This window comes from Gilliamella sp. X-60, assembly GCF_057063585.1.
Window position 1 is genome coordinate 44,787 of the sequence record NZ_JBXSQJ010000011.1, and the last position, 17,367, is coordinate 62,153.

A 17,367-nucleotide genomic window follows, 5' to 3' on the forward strand; every position below is an offset into this window, starting at 1 on the left:
AGTTAAATAATGGCAACAACAGTAAATACAGATTTAATCATTTACAACGATTTAGCACAAACCGCATTTTTAGAACGACGCCAAGATAACTTGGATGTATTTAATGCGGCATCTAATGGTGCAATTCTTATCGATAATGAATTAATTGAAGGAGATTTTCGTAAACGAGCATTTTACAAGGTTAACGGCTCTATTGACCCTCGTGATGTTAATTCGGTTGATCCTGTTACAGGTAAAAAAATCGGTGCAGGCGAAGCTGTGGGCGTCAAAGTACCATGGAAATATGGACCTTATGAAACAACAGAAGAAGCATTTAAACGCCGTGGGCGTGATATTTCTGAATTTTCTGAGGTGATCGGCGTTGATGTGGCAGATGCAACATTAGAGGGCTACGTTAAATATGCCATCAATTCTCTAATGGCTGCTATTGGCGCTAACACTGACATGACAGTAACTGCGGATATTGCGACCGATGGGAAGAAAACATTAACCAAAGGATTACGCAAATATGGCGACAAATTCAATCGTGTTGCTTTATTTGTTATGCATTCTACAACCTACTTTGACATTGTAGATCAGGCAATGGATAACAAGCTATACGAAGAAGCTGGTGTTGTGGTTTATGGCGGACAACCAGGAACATTAGGCAAACCTGTATTAGTTACCGATTCTGCGCCAGTTGATGCGATTTTAGGTTTAGTTGCAAGTGCTGTCAAAATCACTGAGTCACAAGCTCCGGGCTTCCGTTCTTATGACATCAATACGCAGGAGAACCTAGCAATCGGATATCGTGCAGAGGGTACAGTTAACATTGACTTACTCGGTTACAGCTGGGATACATCAAAAGGTGCTAATCCAGATTTAGCTAAGTTGAGCAATCAAGTTAACTGGAAAAAACACTTTGACAGCAATAAATCTACCGCTGGCGTTTTAATTAAACTAGGAGCGCCAAACGTTAACAGCAGATCTGCCAAAGTAAATAATTAAAACAAAGGGCGTAAAGCCCTTTTTATGGAGCGATGAATGATTAATGCCGATCTTAATTCTAGCAGCTTTAACAGTTATGCAAGCATTGATGATTTAGAGCATTTTGCTAACGCAAGAGATATAAGTTTACCTAACAATAAAGAATCATTGCTCATTAAAGCAATGGACTATTTGAATGGATTAAATTGGGCAGGTAAGAAAGCCAAACAAAACCAACCTTTACCATTTCCTAGAAAGGATATTGTTTTGGATGGCTATTTATTACCTAGCAATGAGATCCCAACTCCACTAATTGCAGCTCAATGTATGTTAGCTATTGAAGCTATTTCGGATGATTTATTGCCTAGTGTGCGTGAGGTTCCAGTAAAGTCGGAGTCTATAGCTGGTGCTTTAACAGTAGCTTATGCGGTCGATGAATCTGGCTTTAAACCACAGTATACGGCTGTTATGTCAATATTGGGGGATTTGGTTGTTAGCCGTGGGTTTTCAATAAATTGTATTGCTGAGAGGTCGTGATGGGAAACTTTTATGAACGCTCATTTAATACGGCCTTGAAGCTCCTTTCAAAATATGGCATGAAATATTCCGTATTAAGGAAGGGTAAGGTATCGATTGTTAACGGTAAAGAAGTTATTACCGAAAATCAGACCTTTACTACAACAGGCATAAAAACTAATTATAACCCGATTGAGATTGACGGAACAGTTATTCAGTCGGGGGACGTTCAAATGGTTTTTTCTGCTGATGTTGAGCTGAAAATCAATGATATTGTAACTATTGACGGTGAAAAGTATCTTATCAAACAGCCGAATCCCGTAAAACCCGCTGATGTTCTCATATGCTACAAAGCACAGTTGAGGAAAGCGTAAATGTCGAATAGCCAAAACTTTCTATCGTCTATCAATGCGTTTGTAGATAAAGCGAAAGCAAAAAATGAGCTTGTAGTTAAAAAGGCCTGTATCGAAATATTGCAAGATATTATCAGAATGTCGCCAGTGGGTAACCCTGAATTGTGGGCGATTAATCAAACCGCTGTAGCATATAACATTGCTGTTTCTGACTATAATTCATCTTTGCGAGATAATCCTGACAATCTAACGAAAAATGGGCGACTAAAGAAAGGGTTGAAAGTTAATGACTCCATGGACATCAAGAAAAGAGCGAATTATTCTGGTGGACGGTTTCGGGGTAATTGGCAAGTTACCTTTAATGTCCCCGCATCTGGTGAATTGGATAGAATTGATCCGTCTGGAGTGGAAACATTAAAAGATGGTATCGAGCAAATTGGGCGGTATACTTACGGCGTTCAATCAATCTACTTTACTAACAACCTACCTTATAGCGTGAGATTAGAATTTGGACACTCTAAACAAGCGCCTAACGGCATTGTCAGGGTCGCCGCACTAAATGCTCAAGTTCATTTTGAAAACGCCACAAAAGGAGGTTAATAATTGATTTCGACAATTTCAGAATTGCTCGAATCGCATTTAGATATCATTGCCAACCAGCTAGGTTTACCAATCATTTATGAAAACATCGAAGCAACACCTAATAACGAAATCTACTTAAAATCTAATATATTGCCAGCAATCACAACCAGCTTTGATTTGAGCGGTAATTCAAGGATTTACAAAGGTGTTTACCAAGTTAGCGTAGTTGCTCCAATTAACACTGGTAAATCACGCTCTCAGCAAATATCAGAAGCGATTATTCAGCATTTTCAACTCAACACAGAGTTAACCAAAGATAATTTTTCACTTTATATCAACTCAATACCAGGCGTTTATCCTGCTATCACAGATAAAACCACTTACACCATCCCAATTAGCATGAATTACCGTGCTGATACATTAATTTAATTAAATTAGGAGTTTTACTATGGGTTTTGCATTACCTAACGGAGCACGTGTTTACGTGCAAAAATCAAAAGGCGAGGCTTTAGCATTTGAAACTATTACAAACGCCAAAGAAGCGGTTGTTACATTGAAAGCGAATCACGGGCTTGTGGTCGGTGATGAGGTTCTAATTGCTTCGGGTTGGACAAAATTAAATAATGCGGTTGCTAAAGTATCGAAAGTTAATAATTTAGAGGTTATTCTTGGCAATATTAACACGACAAATGTCATCGCATTTCCTGCTGATGAGGGTAGCGGAACATTAACTAAAATTACAGCGTGGGAAAGATTACCACAGGTAAAAGAGGTTGCTACTGAGGGCGGTGAACAACAATTTGTTCAAATTCAATTTTTGGATGATGATACAGAACGACAATTACCAACCATTAAATCAGCAAAAAGCAAAAGCTTTACTATTGCTCATGACAGCTCTTTGCCGATCTATCCGCTATTGCAGGAATTAGATCAGACGAACGATGTGGTAGCAATGAAAATGTATGTACCGAAAGCAAAAGAAACTCGCTACGACGCTGTACGTGTGTCATTTGACCCAACACCTGAGACGGCTATCAACGAGATTGAAACCGTAAAAATCAACACAACCGTCGAATCACCAGCGATCACATTTTATAAAGATAAATAAGGATAAACTAAATGGCAAAATTTAAATTAGTCGCAGAACCAACGTTTAAATGTAATGTCTTAATTCCTCGTGCAGGTCAAGAGGACGGGCAAATCGAACTAACATTTAAACATTACTCAGCAAATAAACTCGCCACACTAGAAGATGAAGTTAAAGATAAACAAATTATCGATATTGTCATGAAAATAGTTCAAGGTTGGAGTTTGGATGAAGAATTTAATCAAGAAAACATGCAAATCTTATTAAATAACTATCCTGCTGCTTGGCGCGCGATAACCGATACATATTATAAAGAAATGTTAGGTCAACGCGAAAAAAACTAATTGAACTTGCCATTGCTCTATATACCCCTGAGCCGTCAAAGGATGAACTGGCGGCATTCGGTCTAACCGAAGATGATTACGCTGATGAGTATGTAGAAATATGGCAAGACAATTTAGATGTTTTTAAGCTATTTAAAGCAATGTCCACCCAGTGGCGTACAAGCATGGGTGGCGTTACAGGGCTTGATTACAATTGCTTACCGTGGGTTATGAAAGTTAACAAAATAGCTGAAAACGAGACTATTTTTAACGATATTCAAATCATGGAAAGCGAAGCCCTGAAATTAATGCACAAATCAAAATAATTGTTAGTTTAAAGGGTAACATTTGAAAAGTCACCCATCAGTCAAACCACCTTAAGGTGGTTTTTTATTGCTCTTAACTCAATGATCACATAATATTAACGTAAAACAGTTAATATAAAATAGGATTATTATATGTCTAGTAATGAAGAAGATTTGCTTGATGAGTGTTATTTTCCTAGTTCTATAGCAATAACAGAAGAAATTCCTAAGGGGATTAAGCTTGAAATAAAAAAAATTCAAGACAGGCAAAAATTAATGATTCGTCAAAAGTCTGCTTGCGATGTAAATCTTAATGAGCCTTGTGAAATTTTTAATAATGTAGAAGATAATTATATTGATAGATTGTGCATTCTGTTAATAAGGGCATTTAATTGTGATTGCCACATTATTATGTCCAAAATAAAACAAATCAACATACATGTTTTAGGTGAAATGATAGAAAAATCGTTTTATGAATTAAATGGATTGGGAGAGTTTAAACGAAACCTTTTTAGTGTATCTATTTCATTTGAGTATTTTAATTTGAAATTAGATGAATTAGTCTTGTACTACAACTATTTAAATCCAGACCATAAAATAGATCACCTGATCGATCTTTAAATTATATTAAATATGAGTATCGTATGAAAAGAATTTTACTAATTAGCTTGGTTAGCTTAGTTTTATTTGGCTGTGAAGAAAAAAAAGTAACTGAGGAAATGCTTATTGGGGATTGGAGATGTTCTGGTTTTACACATGAAGCAAATTGGGAGAACGGAACTTTTCTTGAGTATGGAGAAACTAAAGATAAAAAAGATGGGGTTGTTAAATACTTTTTAAAAAACGATGAGTTATTTTGGAGTGCCGAATCAGTGTCTTATCCATTTCACTTGGTTTCCTATAATGATTTGTGGGTGGAATCATCTGATAATGGTAAAAAGATAAAGGCTAAAAAAAGCATTAAATACATTTCTAATGATGAATTTAAAATAACCCTTACCAACGAATATATGTTTGATAATAAAAGAGATAATAGAAAAATAAAGCGTGATATAAACTGTGAACGCATTAAAGAATAAAATAATTACCTATTGACTACCAAAGCAATTTAATTGTATATTCTTTGACGAGGTGTCGAAACCTAAACAAAGCGGATTAATCGCCCCGTTAGCGTGATTTTTTTATGCTCAAAATCTATGCCGAGAGGGCGAGGAATAAAATACCAGCAATGGAAATAACTCCAGCCTTTCTTTGTTAGGCTTTCGAACCTCTTGGCACCCAATTAACTAGATTGGGGAAGTAATTTCGAAAAAAATAAACAAAGGATATAGCATGTCAAACACAAAATTAGAAACAATTCAGTTTCACAATCAACAATTAATCGTTCTTAATCACCAAAATAAACCTTATATTGCAATGAAGCCTGTATGTGAAAATATCGGGTTAGATTGGCACGCTCAAAGGCAAAGAATCCATAGACATCATGTGCTTAGTAAAGGTGAGGTTATGATAACCTTACTCTCTAAAAGCGGTAATCAAGAGTATTTATGCCTACCAATTTCGATGATCAACGGTTGGCTTTTTGGTATTGAAACTAGTCGGGTAAAACCAGAAATCAGGGCAACACTTGAACAATATCAATTAGAATGTTTCGATGTACTTTATAACCACTTTATGCCAAAAGTAGCGCAACAATTCCCTAATACGATTTCGCCCGAGCAACAACAGCAAATCCAACAAGCAGTCAACGAGCGAGTATATCGAACAGGTGAAAAACATCAGGCTGTTTATTCAAAATTTCATCAACAATTCAAGATACCACGCTATCAAGATTTACCTGCCAGTAAGTTTGATGAGGCGATTAAGTGGCTTGGTGGTGTAAGCATGAGAAACGGATTATCTGATGAAGATTGGTATAAATTAGCTCGACTATTATTTGTTGCTAATTATATGAGAGAAAAAATTCAGTTAATTGAACCTGCGTTAAAAATAATTGATTCATCTTATAGAGGAGCTTTTTATTCTATGGGCATTGAATTTAAAAGAGATATTGAATTAGCACGATTGATTATCGAAAGGGAGACAATGCATATCATTACAAATCACTTTACTGAGAAATGGAATAGAGTATTGCCAGTCATTCGATATCACTAATCAAATAATATTTAAATATAACCACCTTCGGGTGGTTTTTTAATGTCTGGAGAAAACTATGGCAGAAGAAATCACATCGCTAAAGCTTAAGATTGATGTGCAAAGCGTCGATGAAGCAAATAAAAAACTAGATGATTTTAGTAAAAAGGCGGAGGGTGCTGCGTCTGCTACTGATGAGTTAACAGCCGCAAAAAAGCGTGCGTCAAATATAACTGCCGAAGAGTTGAAAGACTTTGAAAGAGTTTATCAAAATGCGGTAAAAGGTGCAAAAGCATCACGACTTGCAGCAGAGCAAGAAAGAAAACTCGCGGCAGCTAGAAAGCATCTTGCTGAATCTAGTGATAAATTATACGCAGGATTCAGGAATCAGCTTGATAGCTTAAAAGATGTTAATACCGCCTCAAAAGAGCTAGAAAAAATAAGTAGTAACGTCAGCAAAGCGTTCAGAAACAACGAGCTTGATCTCAGTAACTATACGCAATTATTACGAGATGTCGCAATCAAGCAAAAAGAAGTAATAACCGCAGAAAACATAGCAAGCAAGGCGAAAACTGATTTTTTAAATAAATTAAAAGCGCAGGTTGCTACTCAGAATCTATCAAAAGAGCAATTATTGCGATATCAAGCTGCACAACTCGGGGTTAGCTCATCTGCTGATGTTTATATTAAGAAGTTAAGACAAGCAGCAACAGAGACACGCTCTTTTGGACACGTTACAAAAACGGCGACAAATCAAGCAGCTAAAATGCAAATGCAACTGCTGCGAGGTAACTTTGCTGGCATCAATTCGCTTGGTATGTCCATGATCATGAAAAATGGCATAGGCAATACTTTTAGCACACTGTTAACCTCGCTAAATCCTGTGAACATCGGCATTTCAGCAATGGTCGGATTGCTTGGTAGCATGATACCGAAGCTTTTTGAAACTGAAAGCGCTACTGATAAGTTAGCAGCAGCTCAAGATCGTTTAAATAGAGTATTGAACACAGATAAAAAAACGGGTTTTACTTTTTTGTCTGACGATATGATGCAATTGCTTAAGAAAAATAAACCACTTGTTAGAGCGCTATTAAAATCAAGTGAAGAAGATGTTGAGAAATCAGTTTCAAGTATTAAAACTAAATTACAAGATGGGATCAAAGATATTACAGATAGTTTTGCTGACTACATGAACTCAGCAAACTCAATGGGATTGTCAGTAGAAACAACGCTAGACTCAGTGTTAAATAGTTTTCAAAAACTCAAATCGCAAGGCTCTCTTGATCAAGGGGAACTTCAAAGCATTGAAGATAAAGCTAATACATTGGCTTACCATTTAAAAATTACACAAGATGAAGCTCATGAATTTCTTTCACAATTGTCAGATATTAAAGCTGAAACAGATTCAGTAAAGGCGGAAGAAAAAATAACTCAGCTTATTAATAGATTGAGTGAATTATATGCGAAGTCGAACGGTAGTAATGAAAAATTCAAATCTTTGATAGACGGGTTGGTTGAAATAGCAAAATCAGCGGATAAAGCATCAGCACAACTACAATTTTTGCAGTTCATCAGCGGAAACGCAGATAAAGCAACAGACCCAACAAAAAGCCCGTTCTACCAATACTCACAAATGATAATGACGCGTAGCGAGCGTGCAAAAGCTGAAATTGAGGAGATGAACAGAAAGGCTGATGAAGCTAACAAAATATATAAGAAAGGGCAAGATGGTTATGTAACTGATGAAAAGAGAAGAAAAGCTGCGGCAAAGATTAGAGCTAACAACGCAGAAAAAACGAGCTCAGCAACTAATCTTTTACGCACATCACAACAGCAAGAAATCAGCTTAAAAAGTCAGCTTCAAGCACTGCGAGAACAGAGCTTGACAGTTAACACAATCACATCGGAGCGCAAAAAGTACTTTGATTTACAAGCTCAGATTCAAACGCTAGAAAGTACTGGCAATAAATCAAGAATGTCAGCGCATGAAAAGTATGTACTTGCACATAAAGATGCTTTACTTGCTCAGTTTGCTAAAAATGCAGCTATTAGTGAGGAAATTACACAATACGAAACGGCGACTAAAGCGCTTCGTAAAATGCAAGAGTACACAACAAACTTATCTGCAAAATCTAAAGCTAGCCAAGCTACGTTCGGTATGACGTCAAAAAATGCGAATCGTTACAATGAAATGTCAGAGCTTGACGCTCAGCGTGATATTGCTTTAAAAGGTACGACAAATCCGAATGAAATAGCAAAAATCACAGAAGAGTATAACAAGGCAAAACAAGCGTTACAACAAAGCTGGCAACAGGAAGACATCAATCAAACTGATTGGTTTGCAGGGCTAAAAGTGGGTATTAATGAATTTTCAGATGCGTCACGGAACATGTTTGATGCGTTTCGTGATTTAGGACAACAAACCATGAGTTCTGTTAGCCACTCATTAACTGAATTTGTTACGACTGGGAAAATGAGCTTTAAAAACCTTACTAAGTCAATTCTCACCAACATTATTGAAATTATCAATAAGCTGCTAGTTGCTCAAGCAATACAGTCATCAATGAAATGGTTTGGAATGGCTAGCGCTGGTGCTGGTGCAGCAACGGGTGGGCTACAGCAAGCATACAATGGAGGGCTAATCCGTGGATATGCAACTGGTGGGGATGTTAGATACAGCATTAACTCGTGCGGTTTTACAGGGCGGGGTAATAAGTATGAACCAGCAGGCATTGTTCACAAGGGCGAATTCGTATTCACTAAAGAAGCGACAAAGCGTTTAGGCGTTGGCAATCTTTACGCGCTGATGAACGACGCTCAAAGAGGATACGCAAATGGAGGCGCAGTTAATCTTGGTCATGCTTCACCAATTGCTTTTACTCGAAAATCAAGCGGTTCATCTAATGCCGTAAACGTTACAGCTAACGTAACAGTGAATATGCCGTCTACCAACAATGATACGTCAGGCGTTAAAAGTGGTGTTGATGCTCAATCAGCTCAAAAACAGATTGGCGCAGTCATTCAAAAAGAGATGAATGAAATGTTTAAAAAATCTGTTTCTCCTGGTGGAGAGCTATATAACATAATGAAAACAATGAGGTGATATGACAATAGACGTTTTTAAATGGAAAACAATGGGCAATCCGAAACATACAGATTCATCAAACATTAACGAAGCTGGATTTGGTGACGGATATGTCCAGTTATCCAGTAATGGTATTAATAATGTTAGTGAATCTTGGGACTTAACTTATACAGGATGCATCAATGAAATAAAAGAAGTTCGTGATTTTTTAAACTCGCACATCATAAAGTCGTTTAAGTGGAAAAATTTGTACGGTGAAGAAAAATTGTATCGAGTTGTGAATAAATCTATCGAATCCGAATTTGTTGGCGGCAGAGTTGTTTCATTATCATTCAAATTTATTCAAGCTTATTCACCTTGATTAAAAATCGGTTAGGAAACGTATTGATTTTATTAAAGTTTTTTCTGGTGTTTTTTGAGGGTAATGCCACAACCCTTTTTTTAATCGCCTTTTTAAGTTATTGAAAAATATAGATTAATTCCAGTTCTAGAAAAAAGGGTTATTTTCGAAAAAATGGTTAAAATTTAGTTAAAACAATATGATATCTTTGATATAATCTAGTTCACCGCCGAGTAGGCGGTTTAGAAATCAGGAAATTACATTAAAAAGGTACGAATTTTGTTCACCGCCGAATAGGCAAACATAAACCACCTGCGGGTGGTTTTTATTGCCCCAAACGTTGAAATAACATACTATTACCTAGAAGTATAATTGAGTCATGTATTATAAATATATTTAGAGGTGAAAGTTATGAGTGATAAAATATGGTGGGAGAAAACAGTAGAATATCGATTTCTTCAAATGTTATTTGCAGAAAATAACTTAAGCATATCCCCACTAGATGGGAAGCATGAAAAACAATCTGGTGATGCAGTGCTAACCCAAAATGATAAGTGGTTGTTAATTGAGTTTAAGCGTGATGAGACTTGCTTATCAAGTGAAATACAAAAATATAATCTAAAAGAAGAAAATAAAGAAGAAAATAAAGAAGAAAATTATAATAAAGCTAAAAAAGAACTTAAAAAAGATGGAACTCATCATTTTTTAATTTATGGTGATAGTACATCATCTACAGTTTTAAATTTAAAATTACAATTATATTGGGGTTATGATCCTGAGAATGAAATTCAGGCTCTGGCTAAGATTGTGGCTAAGGATCTGGCTGAGGCTAAGGCTCAGGTTCTGGAACTGGCTCAGGCTGAGAATGATAATTCAGAAAACCTTTTAATCACAAATATTTTTGAGGAAGGCAAAAATCGTCAGGAATTCACTAACTATCTTAATAAGTTAAAAGAAGTAAGAAAAGACAATGAAGCTGGTGGTGGTAGCGCAGTTGCTATGTCGATAAAGGATAATAAACTAATTATGATTCCTATAGTTAACAATAAATTAGTCTTATCTTTAGAAAACAATATGTCTAATAAAAATAGTAATGTAACACAATGCGATAAAAGTAAAGAAAAAAATGAAAAAAATCAAAATTAGATATTGAATAAAGGATATTACAGATTATTAATCTACCCCGCTTCGGCGGGTTTTTTATTAAAAATCTAACAGTTCAGGCTTGATTTGTAGTGCTTCGGCAATTTTAATCCGTGTTGCTTTTCTTAGCTTTTGGCTTTTTTCATATTGAGAATAAGCTGATTGGCTAATACCTATTTTATTCGCAACTTCAACTTGAGATAATTTTAAATATTCACGCCATGCTTGTGCAGGAGAATAGTTATTATCAAAAACCATGTTAACAACTTCGTTTGGCACACCTGTTTCAACATCGATTGTTTTATTCATTATTATTTTTATGATTAACCTCAATATAAGCATTATATAAGTTTTAGTAAAAATATAAATAATTAGAACTGATAACCATGGTTGACATTCTAACAGTGTAAGATATAATAGTTTTAAATTAAAACAGGAATAAAGCATGATTACTGTAAGTTATACACCGCAAATGGAAAAATGGTTGAAGTCGCTTAAAGATAAAACTGCAGCAGCTAAAATTAAAGTTCGAATTCGTCGCATGCAAGAAGGTAATTTTGGTGATGTTAAGCCTGTAGGCAGCGGTGTGTCAGAAATGCGTATTCACTGTGGAAAAGGGTATAGGGTTTATTTTGTTAACCGCAATAATGAAATTGTTATTTTATTGTGTGGCGGTGACAAGGATACACAACAAACAGATATTAAAATTGCTAAAGAATTAGCAAATAAATGGGGTTAATTATGACTACAAAACTAAAAACTTTTGATGTGGTTGATTTTTTAAATACTGATGAAGAAATGCAAGAATATTTAAATGCCGCAATAGAAGAAGGAAACCCTAAATTTTTATTTATTGCGCTCGGTGATATAGCTAGAGCTAAAAACATCAGTCAGCTTTCACGTGATACAGGTATAAGCCGTGAGGGTATTTATAAAGCGTTATCAGGTGAGGGGAATCCTACTTTTAATACAATCTTTAAAATTGTTCAAGCATTAGGTTTGCAAATGCAGTTTTCCTCACAAAAACGTGCTGATTGTTGTTAACTGAGTATGGAAAATCTAATGTAGATATACAAAATAAAATCAAACCTAAAGCTCGCAATTGCGGGCTTTTTTTATGTCTGGAGAAAATTATGCCAATAACACAAGATTTACAAGCACTTGAGGGTAATCAGCTTATACAACTAATAGAAGTCGATGGCACAAAATTTGGTCTTGATGAAGTACTGAGATTTCATGCTCATAATATTTCACCCGACGGGTGGGCGTCATTTGCTGCGGAGAATTTACCATCAATAAAATGGCAAGGTAAAGAATATTTACCGTATCCCTATGAGTTAAAAGACATTGAATTAAGTAGCACTGGCTCACAACCAACACCAAGATTATCAGTTGGCAATATAGACGGTAGGGTAACTCGGCTTTGTATTGATTATGATGATTTGGTCCAAGCAAAAGTCAAAATCCACACGACAATGGCCAAATATCTTGATGCGGATAATTGGCTTAATGGAAATCCTACTGCAGACCCAACACAAGAACGAGTCCAGTTATTTTTTATCAATAACAAGCGCGAAGAAACAAAGGCTACCGTTGAGTTTGAGTTATGCTCACCTTTTGACATACAAAATCTTAAATTACCCACAAGGCAAATAACAACGGTTTGTACTTGGTGTATGCGCGGTTGGTATAGAACAGGGACAGGGTGCGACTATGCTGGCAATAAGTACTTCACTAAAGATGGTATAGAGACTGACGATCCTGCTAAAGATCAATGCGGTGGCTTGTTAAAGGATTGTAAAGCTCGCCATGGTAATAATCCTCTCCCTTTTGGTGGTTTCCCTGCGGCAAATTTACAAGGTAAATGATATGAGACAAAAATTATTAGATGCTATAAAAAAACATGTTGAAAGTGAATATCCTAACGAGGCGTGCGGTCTGATTGTGGATACGGGTAAAACTCAAAAATATATACCGTGTAAAAACATGTCAGACAATCCCAAAGAGCATTTTTTAATCTCACCTGATGAGCAACTAGAAGCCGAGAAACGAGGTGAAATCATTATGATTATTCATTCTCACCCTGATGTAGTATCACTTGTTCCGTCGGAATTTGACCGTATTCAATGCGACTATTCAGGCCTTGAATGGGGAATTATGTCTGTCCCTGATGGTGATTTTTGCACAATATCACCGCGTATAAATCGGGATTATACGGGGCGTCAATGGCTGCTAGGGTATGCTGATTGTTGGGCACTTATTATGGATTACTATAAACGAGAGTATAACATTAGCCTAAAGAACTATTCTGTTACTCGCGAATGGTGGGAGAGTGGAGATGAAAATATTTATGATGACAATTGGCAATCAGAGGGGTTTGTTGAGGTGGACCTCAAAGACATGAAGATTGGCGACATCATTATGATGCGAATTGGTGCTCAGGTTACAAACCATGCCGCTATTTATGTAGGTGACAATCTTATTCTTCATCACTTTTATGGCCAATTATCATCAAGAACACCATACGGTAAATATTTTAGAGATAGAACCGTTCGAATAGTACGACACAAGGAGTTATTTAATGCTGAGTAATGTAACGTTTAAAGGCGCAATGGCTAAGCAATTTGGCAAGAATCATCAATACGATGTGCAAGATATTAAAGAAGTGTTAAGAGCGTTATGCGCAACGATAAAAGGCTTTGATAAATACATGAGTTCAGCGCATATGAAAGGTGTCAAATTTGCTTTTTTTGTTGACGGCAAAAACATTGGTATTGATGAGTTTGATATTAATGCAAGTGGTAAAAATTACATGATCATGCCTGTAGCTCAAGGCTCTAAAAGTGGCGGAATGCTACAAATTATTATTGGTGCTATTGCGTTAGTGGCTGCATTTTTTACGGCAGGTGCGTCACTGGCGGCGTGGGGAGCAGCGATGGCTGCCACAACGGTTACTGCAACATCGATTTTAACAGGAATCGGTATTAGTATGATGCTTGGCGGGGTTGTTCAATTACTCACACCTCAACCGAAATTTAACGCTGGCGGTTCATCTAGCGCAGAAAACAAACCCAATTATGGATTTGGTGCGCCAGTTAATACCAATGCTGTAGGTTATCCTGTAGCTATTTTGTTGGGTGAGCGTGAAATTGGTGGTGCGGTAATTAACGCTGGTATTTATTCAGAAGATCAACAATAGGTGAATTATGCATTTGATAGAGGGTCAAAAAGGTGGCGGTAAAAAACCGCACAAGCCTTATGAGCAACCAGATAACTTACTTTCAACGGCTAAGCTTAAAGCATTGATTGCATTGAGTGAGGGTGAGATTCAAGGTGATATTACAGAACAAAATATTTATATTGATAACACACCGCTAGCTAATGCCGATGGTTCACGTAATTTTAATGGTGTTATTTGGGAGTTTCGTAATGGATCACAAACTCAAGAATATATTAAAGGCATCCCTGAGATAAGTAATGAACTGCGGGCAAATTATATAGTAAAGTCCAATAAACCTTGGGTTCGCTCATTTTCTAATTTAGATTTAGATGCAATTAGAATTAAGTTGAGTTTGCCTACTCATGTTGAATATAAAGAAAATGGCGATATGGTTGGTACAGTCACAAAGTATGCAATTGATCTATCAACGGATGGCGGTGCTTTTGAAACGGTTGTGAATGCGGAATTTAATGGTAAGACTACATCTGAATATCAACGAGATCATCGCATAAATCTGCCAAGTGCGGTAAATGGTTGGGCTATTCGAGTAAGACGATTAACTCCAGATTCTAACTCTAATAGTAAATTAATTAACGCATTTTCAGTATCTTCTTACGCAGAAGTGATTGATAGCAAATTACGCTACCCTAACACCGCTTTGCTTTATATTGAGTTGGATGCTAGTCAATTTAACGGAGCCGTGCCCAAGATCAGTTGTAAGCTAAAAGGAAAACTTGTTCAAGTTCCAGATAATTACGATCCAGTTAGCCGAACATATTCAGGAGTTTGGCAAGGTGGCTTTAAAATGGCTTACACGAATAATCCTGCGTGGCTGGCTTATTATTTAATGCGTGATGAGATAGCGGGCATGGGATTACGGATTGATTCTACCATGTTAGATAAATGGTCTATCTATCAGCTTGGACAATATTGTGACCAAATGGTTTCGGATGGAAAAGGAGGAAAAGAGCCTCGTTTTGCTTGTAATGAGTATATACAAAGCCAAGAAGACGCTTACACAGTACTTAAAGACTTGGTGGCGTCATTTCGTGGGATAATTTTTTGGGGGAACGATCAGATTTGTTTAACGGCTGACATGCCACAAGATGAGCCTGACTTCATCTATCATCCATCAAATGTTATCGGTGATTTTGCTTATTCGGGAGGTTCATATAAAAATCGGTATACTTCGTGCTTAGTTGCTTATTCTGACCCCAATAATCACTATTGTGATGATGTAGAAGCGGTTTGGGACTATGATTTAATGCGTCGATACGATGTTAATGTGATGAAATTAACTGCGATTGGTTGTACATCACAAGCAGAAGCCCAACGGAGGGGTCGCTGGGCATTACTTTCCAATGCGAAAGATGAAGTAATCACCTTTACAGTGGGATTGGATGGGTATATTCCTATGCCTGCGCGAATTATTGGAGTAGCAGATCCGTCTCGCTCAGGTAAAGAAAACGGCGGACGAATTCATGCGGTTTCTGGGCGAAAAATAACGCTAGATAGGGCTGTTGATTATGATGCTGGCGATCGGCTAGTAATTAACTTACCTGACGGCACAGCTCAGAGCAGAACCATTAAAGCAATTAGCGCCGATAAAAAAACGATTACGGTTTCTGCTAACTATAAAATTGAACCAGTGGTTGGTGCGGTTTGGTGTATAGATAGTGATAATATTGCAATTCAATATTTTAGAGTGACATCAATATCGGCAACTGAAAAAGGTCAATTTACAATAACGGCCATTCAGCACGATCCTGATAAATTCAAATATATTGATGAGGGTATTCGGATTGAGTCAAAACCTATTACCGTTACTCCGCCAAGTTCAATTTCTACCCCCAAAAATATTGTTATTTCCGAAAGTAGCTACATCTCTCAAGGATTGTCAATTGCCTCTTTAAATGCAACATGGGATACGGTGGAAGGAGCAACAAACTACGTTGCACAATGGCGAAAAGATAATTCAGCTTGGATTAATGTTGGTCGCACAAACGGCACAAATTTTACAGTAGAGGGAGTTTATTCAGGTGTTTATGAAGTTCGTGTAAGAGCTGTTAATGCCATTGATGTATCTTCACCTTGGGCATATTCACAAGCGACTTCAATTAAAGGTAAAGTTGGCAAACCTGATAAGCCAATTGGGTTTACGGCTAGCGATGATGTTGTTTTTGGTATTGATTTAAAGTGGTCGTTTCCTGACGGTAGCGGTGACACCAGTCATACTGAAATCCAATACTCTACTAATGAGAGTGAAGAAAAGGCGCTATTGTTAAGTAATGTTACATATCCGAGTTGTAGTTATTCGCAAACAGGATTATCAATTGGCCAAGTTTTTTTCTATCGCGCTCGATTGGTTGATAAGATCGGAAACGTTAGTGATTGGACAGAATGGGTTAGAGGGATTTCTAGTACAAATACTAACGATTTAACCGATCATATTTTTGATGAAATCAAAGAAACCGATGCTTGGAACTCTCTTATTGATTCAGTTGATAATGCAGCGATTAGTTCAATAGAAAACGCAAAAGCGATCATTGAAAATGCGTTAGCTAATGATACCGAAACACGCCGTCGCAGAGTTGAAAATGGTAGCTTATCGGCTGAAATCAAAGAAACCAACCATGCATTGTTAACTGAAAAAGAGGCGACTGCAATTGCATTACGTGAATTAAACTCTAAATACGGTGATGTTAGCAGTAATTTAACAGAGTTTAAAAAAACTACCGCAGAACAAAATTCAGCTACAGCACAAGCCATTCAATCAATCAACACGAAAGTAGGGGACGTATCCACATCAATTTCAGATGTAAGCCAAACTGTAAATAATCTCAATGGTAAAATTTCAGCTCACAGAACAATGAAAGTTCAGGTTGATAATAAAGGTCAACAGTATGTTGCAGGTATGACGATGGGAGTTGAGAATACCGATAATGGCATGCAGTCAAATGTCATCTTCTTACAAGATCGTTTTTCAATTATGAATGCTGCAGGTGGTGACCCTCAAGTAATTTTCACTACTCACGGCAATCAAGTGATTATCAACGATACGGCTATTGGAAAAGGCTCAATAACAGATGCACACATTAAAGATGGATCAATAACTAATGCGAAAATTGCAAATTCAATTCAATCTGATAATTATGTACCAGGTAGGACTGGGTGGGTTTTACATAAAAACGGGCAGTTTGAAATAAATGGAATGTTTGAAGGGCAAAGCAAGGTGTTAATTAATAACGAGGGCATGAAAGTATTTGATGAAAGAGGTGTGTTGCGTGTTAAACTTGGAAAATTAAGGTAGATAA

The 17,367-nt window shown here is 36.9% G+C and carries 21 protein-coding genes; 20 read left to right on the forward strand and 1 reads right to left on the reverse strand.

Annotated features, from left to right (window positions below; genetic code table 11):
• Positions 1 to 9 precede the first annotated feature (9 nt).
• The 14 genes from ACYIAM_RS07245 (at position 10) to ACYIAM_RS07310 (ending at position 10,836) form a co-directional block, all read left to right on the forward strand.
• Positions 10 to 987, forward strand: a complete 978-nt coding sequence (locus ACYIAM_RS07245) for a major capsid protein (RefSeq protein WP_034910069.1) — start codon at positions 10 to 12, stop codon at positions 985 to 987.
• 36 nt (positions 988 to 1,023) lie between these two features.
• Positions 1,024 to 1,503 (forward strand): DnaT-like ssDNA-binding protein, encoded by a 480-nt coding sequence (locus tag ACYIAM_RS07250; protein WP_483747790.1) that lies wholly within the window; start codon positions 1,024 to 1,026, stop codon positions 1,501 to 1,503.
• Positions 1,503 to 1,856, forward strand: a complete 354-nt coding sequence (locus tag ACYIAM_RS07255; RefSeq protein ID WP_483747791.1) for a hypothetical protein — start codon at positions 1,503 to 1,505, stop codon at positions 1,854 to 1,856. Before ACYIAM_RS07250 ends, ACYIAM_RS07255 begins: the two co-directional genes overlap by 1 nt.
• A complete protein-coding gene (locus ACYIAM_RS07260; RefSeq protein WP_483747792.1) occupies positions 1,857 to 2,435 on the forward strand; it encodes a hypothetical protein in 579 nt (192 codons plus the stop codon).
• Positions 2,436 to 2,438: 3 nt separating this feature from the next.
• Positions 2,439 to 2,846 carry a phage tail terminator-like protein gene (locus ACYIAM_RS07265; protein ID WP_483747793.1) on the forward strand — a complete coding sequence of 136 codons (408 nt, stop codon included), beginning with the start codon at positions 2,439 to 2,441 and terminating at the stop codon, positions 2,844 to 2,846.
• A gap of 19 nt (positions 2,847 to 2,865) precedes the next feature.
• On the forward strand, positions 2,866 to 3,525 hold the full coding sequence (locus ACYIAM_RS07270) for a phage tail protein (protein WP_034910064.1): 660 nt from the start codon (positions 2,866 to 2,868) through the stop codon (positions 3,523 to 3,525).
• A gap of 11 nt (positions 3,526 to 3,536) precedes the next feature.
• Entirely contained in the window at positions 3,537 to 3,848 is a 312-nt protein-coding gene (locus tag ACYIAM_RS07275; protein WP_483747794.1) for a phage tail assembly chaperone, read from the forward strand.
• A 47-nt stretch (positions 3,849 to 3,895) separates the two neighbouring features.
• Positions 3,896 to 4,153, forward strand: coding sequence for a DUF1799 domain-containing protein (locus tag ACYIAM_RS07280; protein ID WP_483747819.1), 258 nt, complete (start codon positions 3,896 to 3,898; stop codon positions 4,151 to 4,153).
• 132 nt (positions 4,154 to 4,285) lie between these two features.
• Positions 4,286 to 4,753, forward strand: coding sequence for an SNIPE associated domain-containing protein (locus tag ACYIAM_RS07285; protein ID WP_160413064.1), 468 nt, complete (start codon positions 4,286 to 4,288; stop codon positions 4,751 to 4,753).
• Between the two features lie 23 nt (positions 4,754 to 4,776).
• Positions 4,777 to 5,211 (forward strand): hypothetical protein, encoded by a 435-nt coding sequence (locus ACYIAM_RS07290; RefSeq protein WP_483747795.1) that lies wholly within the window; start codon positions 4,777 to 4,779, stop codon positions 5,209 to 5,211.
• A 253-nt stretch (positions 5,212 to 5,464) separates the two neighbouring features.
• Positions 5,465 to 6,286: a phage antirepressor N-terminal domain-containing protein gene (locus ACYIAM_RS07295; protein WP_483747796.1), complete on the forward strand. Its 822-nt coding sequence runs from the start codon at positions 5,465 to 5,467 to the stop codon at positions 6,284 to 6,286.
• Positions 6,287 to 6,344: 58 nt separating this feature from the next.
• Positions 6,345 to 9,368: a phage tail tape measure protein gene (locus ACYIAM_RS07300; RefSeq protein WP_483747797.1), complete on the forward strand. Its 3,024-nt coding sequence runs from the start codon at positions 6,345 to 6,347 to the stop codon at positions 9,366 to 9,368.
• A 1-nt stretch (position 9,369) separates the two neighbouring features.
• On the forward strand, positions 9,370 to 9,711 hold the full coding sequence (locus tag ACYIAM_RS07305) for a phage tail protein (protein ID WP_483747798.1): 342 nt from the start codon (positions 9,370 to 9,372) through the stop codon (positions 9,709 to 9,711).
• A gap of 390 nt (positions 9,712 to 10,101) precedes the next feature.
• Complete coding sequence (locus ACYIAM_RS07310) at positions 10,102 to 10,836, forward strand: hypothetical protein (protein WP_483747799.1); 735 nt, start codon at positions 10,102 to 10,104, stop codon at positions 10,834 to 10,836.
• A gap of 57 nt (positions 10,837 to 10,893) precedes the next feature.
• Here ACYIAM_RS07310 and ACYIAM_RS07315 read toward each other — a convergent pair whose 3' ends face one another.
• Positions 10,894 to 11,142 carry a helix-turn-helix domain-containing protein gene (locus ACYIAM_RS07315; protein WP_217332313.1) on the reverse strand — a complete coding sequence of 83 codons (249 nt, stop codon included), beginning with the start codon at positions 11,140 to 11,142 and terminating at the stop codon, positions 10,894 to 10,896.
• A gap of 136 nt (positions 11,143 to 11,278) precedes the next feature.
• On the opposite strand from ACYIAM_RS07315, the gene ACYIAM_RS07320 reads away from it, so the two are divergent.
• From ACYIAM_RS07320 to ACYIAM_RS07345, 6 genes are all read left to right on the forward strand, one after another.
• Positions 11,279 to 11,572: a type II toxin-antitoxin system RelE/ParE family toxin gene (locus ACYIAM_RS07320; protein WP_065561130.1), complete on the forward strand. Its 294-nt coding sequence runs from the start codon at positions 11,279 to 11,281 to the stop codon at positions 11,570 to 11,572.
• A gap of 2 nt (positions 11,573 to 11,574) precedes the next feature.
• A complete protein-coding gene (locus ACYIAM_RS07325; protein WP_483747800.1) occupies positions 11,575 to 11,877 on the forward strand; it encodes an addiction module antidote protein in 303 nt (100 codons plus the stop codon).
• Positions 11,878 to 11,966: 89 nt separating this feature from the next.
• A complete protein-coding gene (locus ACYIAM_RS07330; RefSeq protein ID WP_075539734.1) occupies positions 11,967 to 12,701 on the forward strand; it encodes a phage minor tail protein L in 735 nt (244 codons plus the stop codon).
• A 1-nt stretch (position 12,702) separates the two neighbouring features.
• Entirely contained in the window at positions 12,703 to 13,425 is a 723-nt protein-coding gene (locus ACYIAM_RS07335; protein WP_483747801.1) for a C40 family peptidase, read from the forward strand.
• The gene (locus tag ACYIAM_RS07340; RefSeq protein WP_483747802.1) at positions 13,415 to 14,032 is read left to right on the forward strand and encodes a tail assembly protein; all 618 of its coding nucleotides are present in this window, start codon (positions 13,415 to 13,417) and stop codon (positions 14,030 to 14,032) included. The genes ACYIAM_RS07335 and ACYIAM_RS07340 overlap by 11 nt, the downstream gene beginning before the upstream one ends.
• A 7-nt stretch (positions 14,033 to 14,039) precedes the next feature.
• Positions 14,040 to 17,363: a TipJ family phage tail tip protein gene (locus tag ACYIAM_RS07345; RefSeq protein WP_483747803.1), complete on the forward strand. Its 3,324-nt coding sequence runs from the start codon at positions 14,040 to 14,042 to the stop codon at positions 17,361 to 17,363.
• Positions 17,364 to 17,367 lie beyond the last annotated feature (4 nt).

Excerpts from the sequence above, each read along its gene's own strand:
- ACYIAM_RS07245 (WP_034910069.1), top strand. The coding sequence starts at position 10 with ATGGCAACAACAGTAAATACAGATTTAATCATTTACAACGATTTAGCA.
- ACYIAM_RS07310 (WP_483747799.1), top strand. The coding sequence starts at position 10,102 with ATGAGTGATAAAATATGGTGGGAGAAAACAGTAGAATATCGATTTCTT.
- ACYIAM_RS07330 (WP_075539734.1), top strand. The coding sequence starts at position 11,967 with ATGCCAATAACACAAGATTTACAAGCACTTGAGGGTAATCAGCTTATA.
- ACYIAM_RS07305 (WP_483747798.1), top strand. The coding sequence starts at position 9,370 with ATGACAATAGACGTTTTTAAATGGAAAACAATGGGCAATCCGAAACAT.
- ACYIAM_RS07335 (WP_483747801.1), top strand. The coding sequence starts at position 12,703 with ATGAGACAAAAATTATTAGATGCTATAAAAAAACATGTTGAAAGTGAA.
- ACYIAM_RS07270 (WP_034910064.1), top strand. The coding sequence starts at position 2,866 with ATGGGTTTTGCATTACCTAACGGAGCACGTGTTTACGTGCAAAAATCA.
- ACYIAM_RS07260 (WP_483747792.1), top strand. The coding sequence starts at position 1,857 with ATGTCGAATAGCCAAAACTTTCTATCGTCTATCAATGCGTTTGTAGAT.
- ACYIAM_RS07345 (WP_483747803.1), top strand. The coding sequence starts at position 14,040 with ATGCATTTGATAGAGGGTCAAAAAGGTGGCGGTAAAAAACCGCACAAG.
- ACYIAM_RS07275 (WP_483747794.1), top strand. The coding sequence starts at position 3,537 with ATGGCAAAATTTAAATTAGTCGCAGAACCAACGTTTAAATGTAATGTC.
- ACYIAM_RS07290 (WP_483747795.1), top strand. The coding sequence starts at position 4,777 with ATGAAAAGAATTTTACTAATTAGCTTGGTTAGCTTAGTTTTATTTGGC.
- ACYIAM_RS07340 (WP_483747802.1), top strand. The coding sequence starts at position 13,415 with ATGCTGAGTAATGTAACGTTTAAAGGCGCAATGGCTAAGCAATTTGGC.
- ACYIAM_RS07315 (WP_217332313.1), bottom strand. The coding sequence starts at position 11,142 with ATGAATAAAACAATCGATGTTGAAACAGGTGTGCCAAACGAAGTTGTT.
- ACYIAM_RS07285 (WP_160413064.1), top strand. The coding sequence starts at position 4,286 with ATGTCTAGTAATGAAGAAGATTTGCTTGATGAGTGTTATTTTCCTAGT.
- ACYIAM_RS07325 (WP_483747800.1), top strand. The coding sequence starts at position 11,575 with ATGACTACAAAACTAAAAACTTTTGATGTGGTTGATTTTTTAAATACT.
- ACYIAM_RS07300 (WP_483747797.1), top strand. The coding sequence starts at position 6,345 with ATGGCAGAAGAAATCACATCGCTAAAGCTTAAGATTGATGTGCAAAGC.
- ACYIAM_RS07320 (WP_065561130.1), top strand. The coding sequence starts at position 11,279 with ATGATTACTGTAAGTTATACACCGCAAATGGAAAAATGGTTGAAGTCG.
- ACYIAM_RS07255 (WP_483747791.1), top strand. The coding sequence starts at position 1,503 with ATGGGAAACTTTTATGAACGCTCATTTAATACGGCCTTGAAGCTCCTT.
- ACYIAM_RS07295 (WP_483747796.1), top strand. The coding sequence starts at position 5,465 with ATGTCAAACACAAAATTAGAAACAATTCAGTTTCACAATCAACAATTA.
- ACYIAM_RS07250 (WP_483747790.1), top strand. The coding sequence starts at position 1,024 with ATGATTAATGCCGATCTTAATTCTAGCAGCTTTAACAGTTATGCAAGC.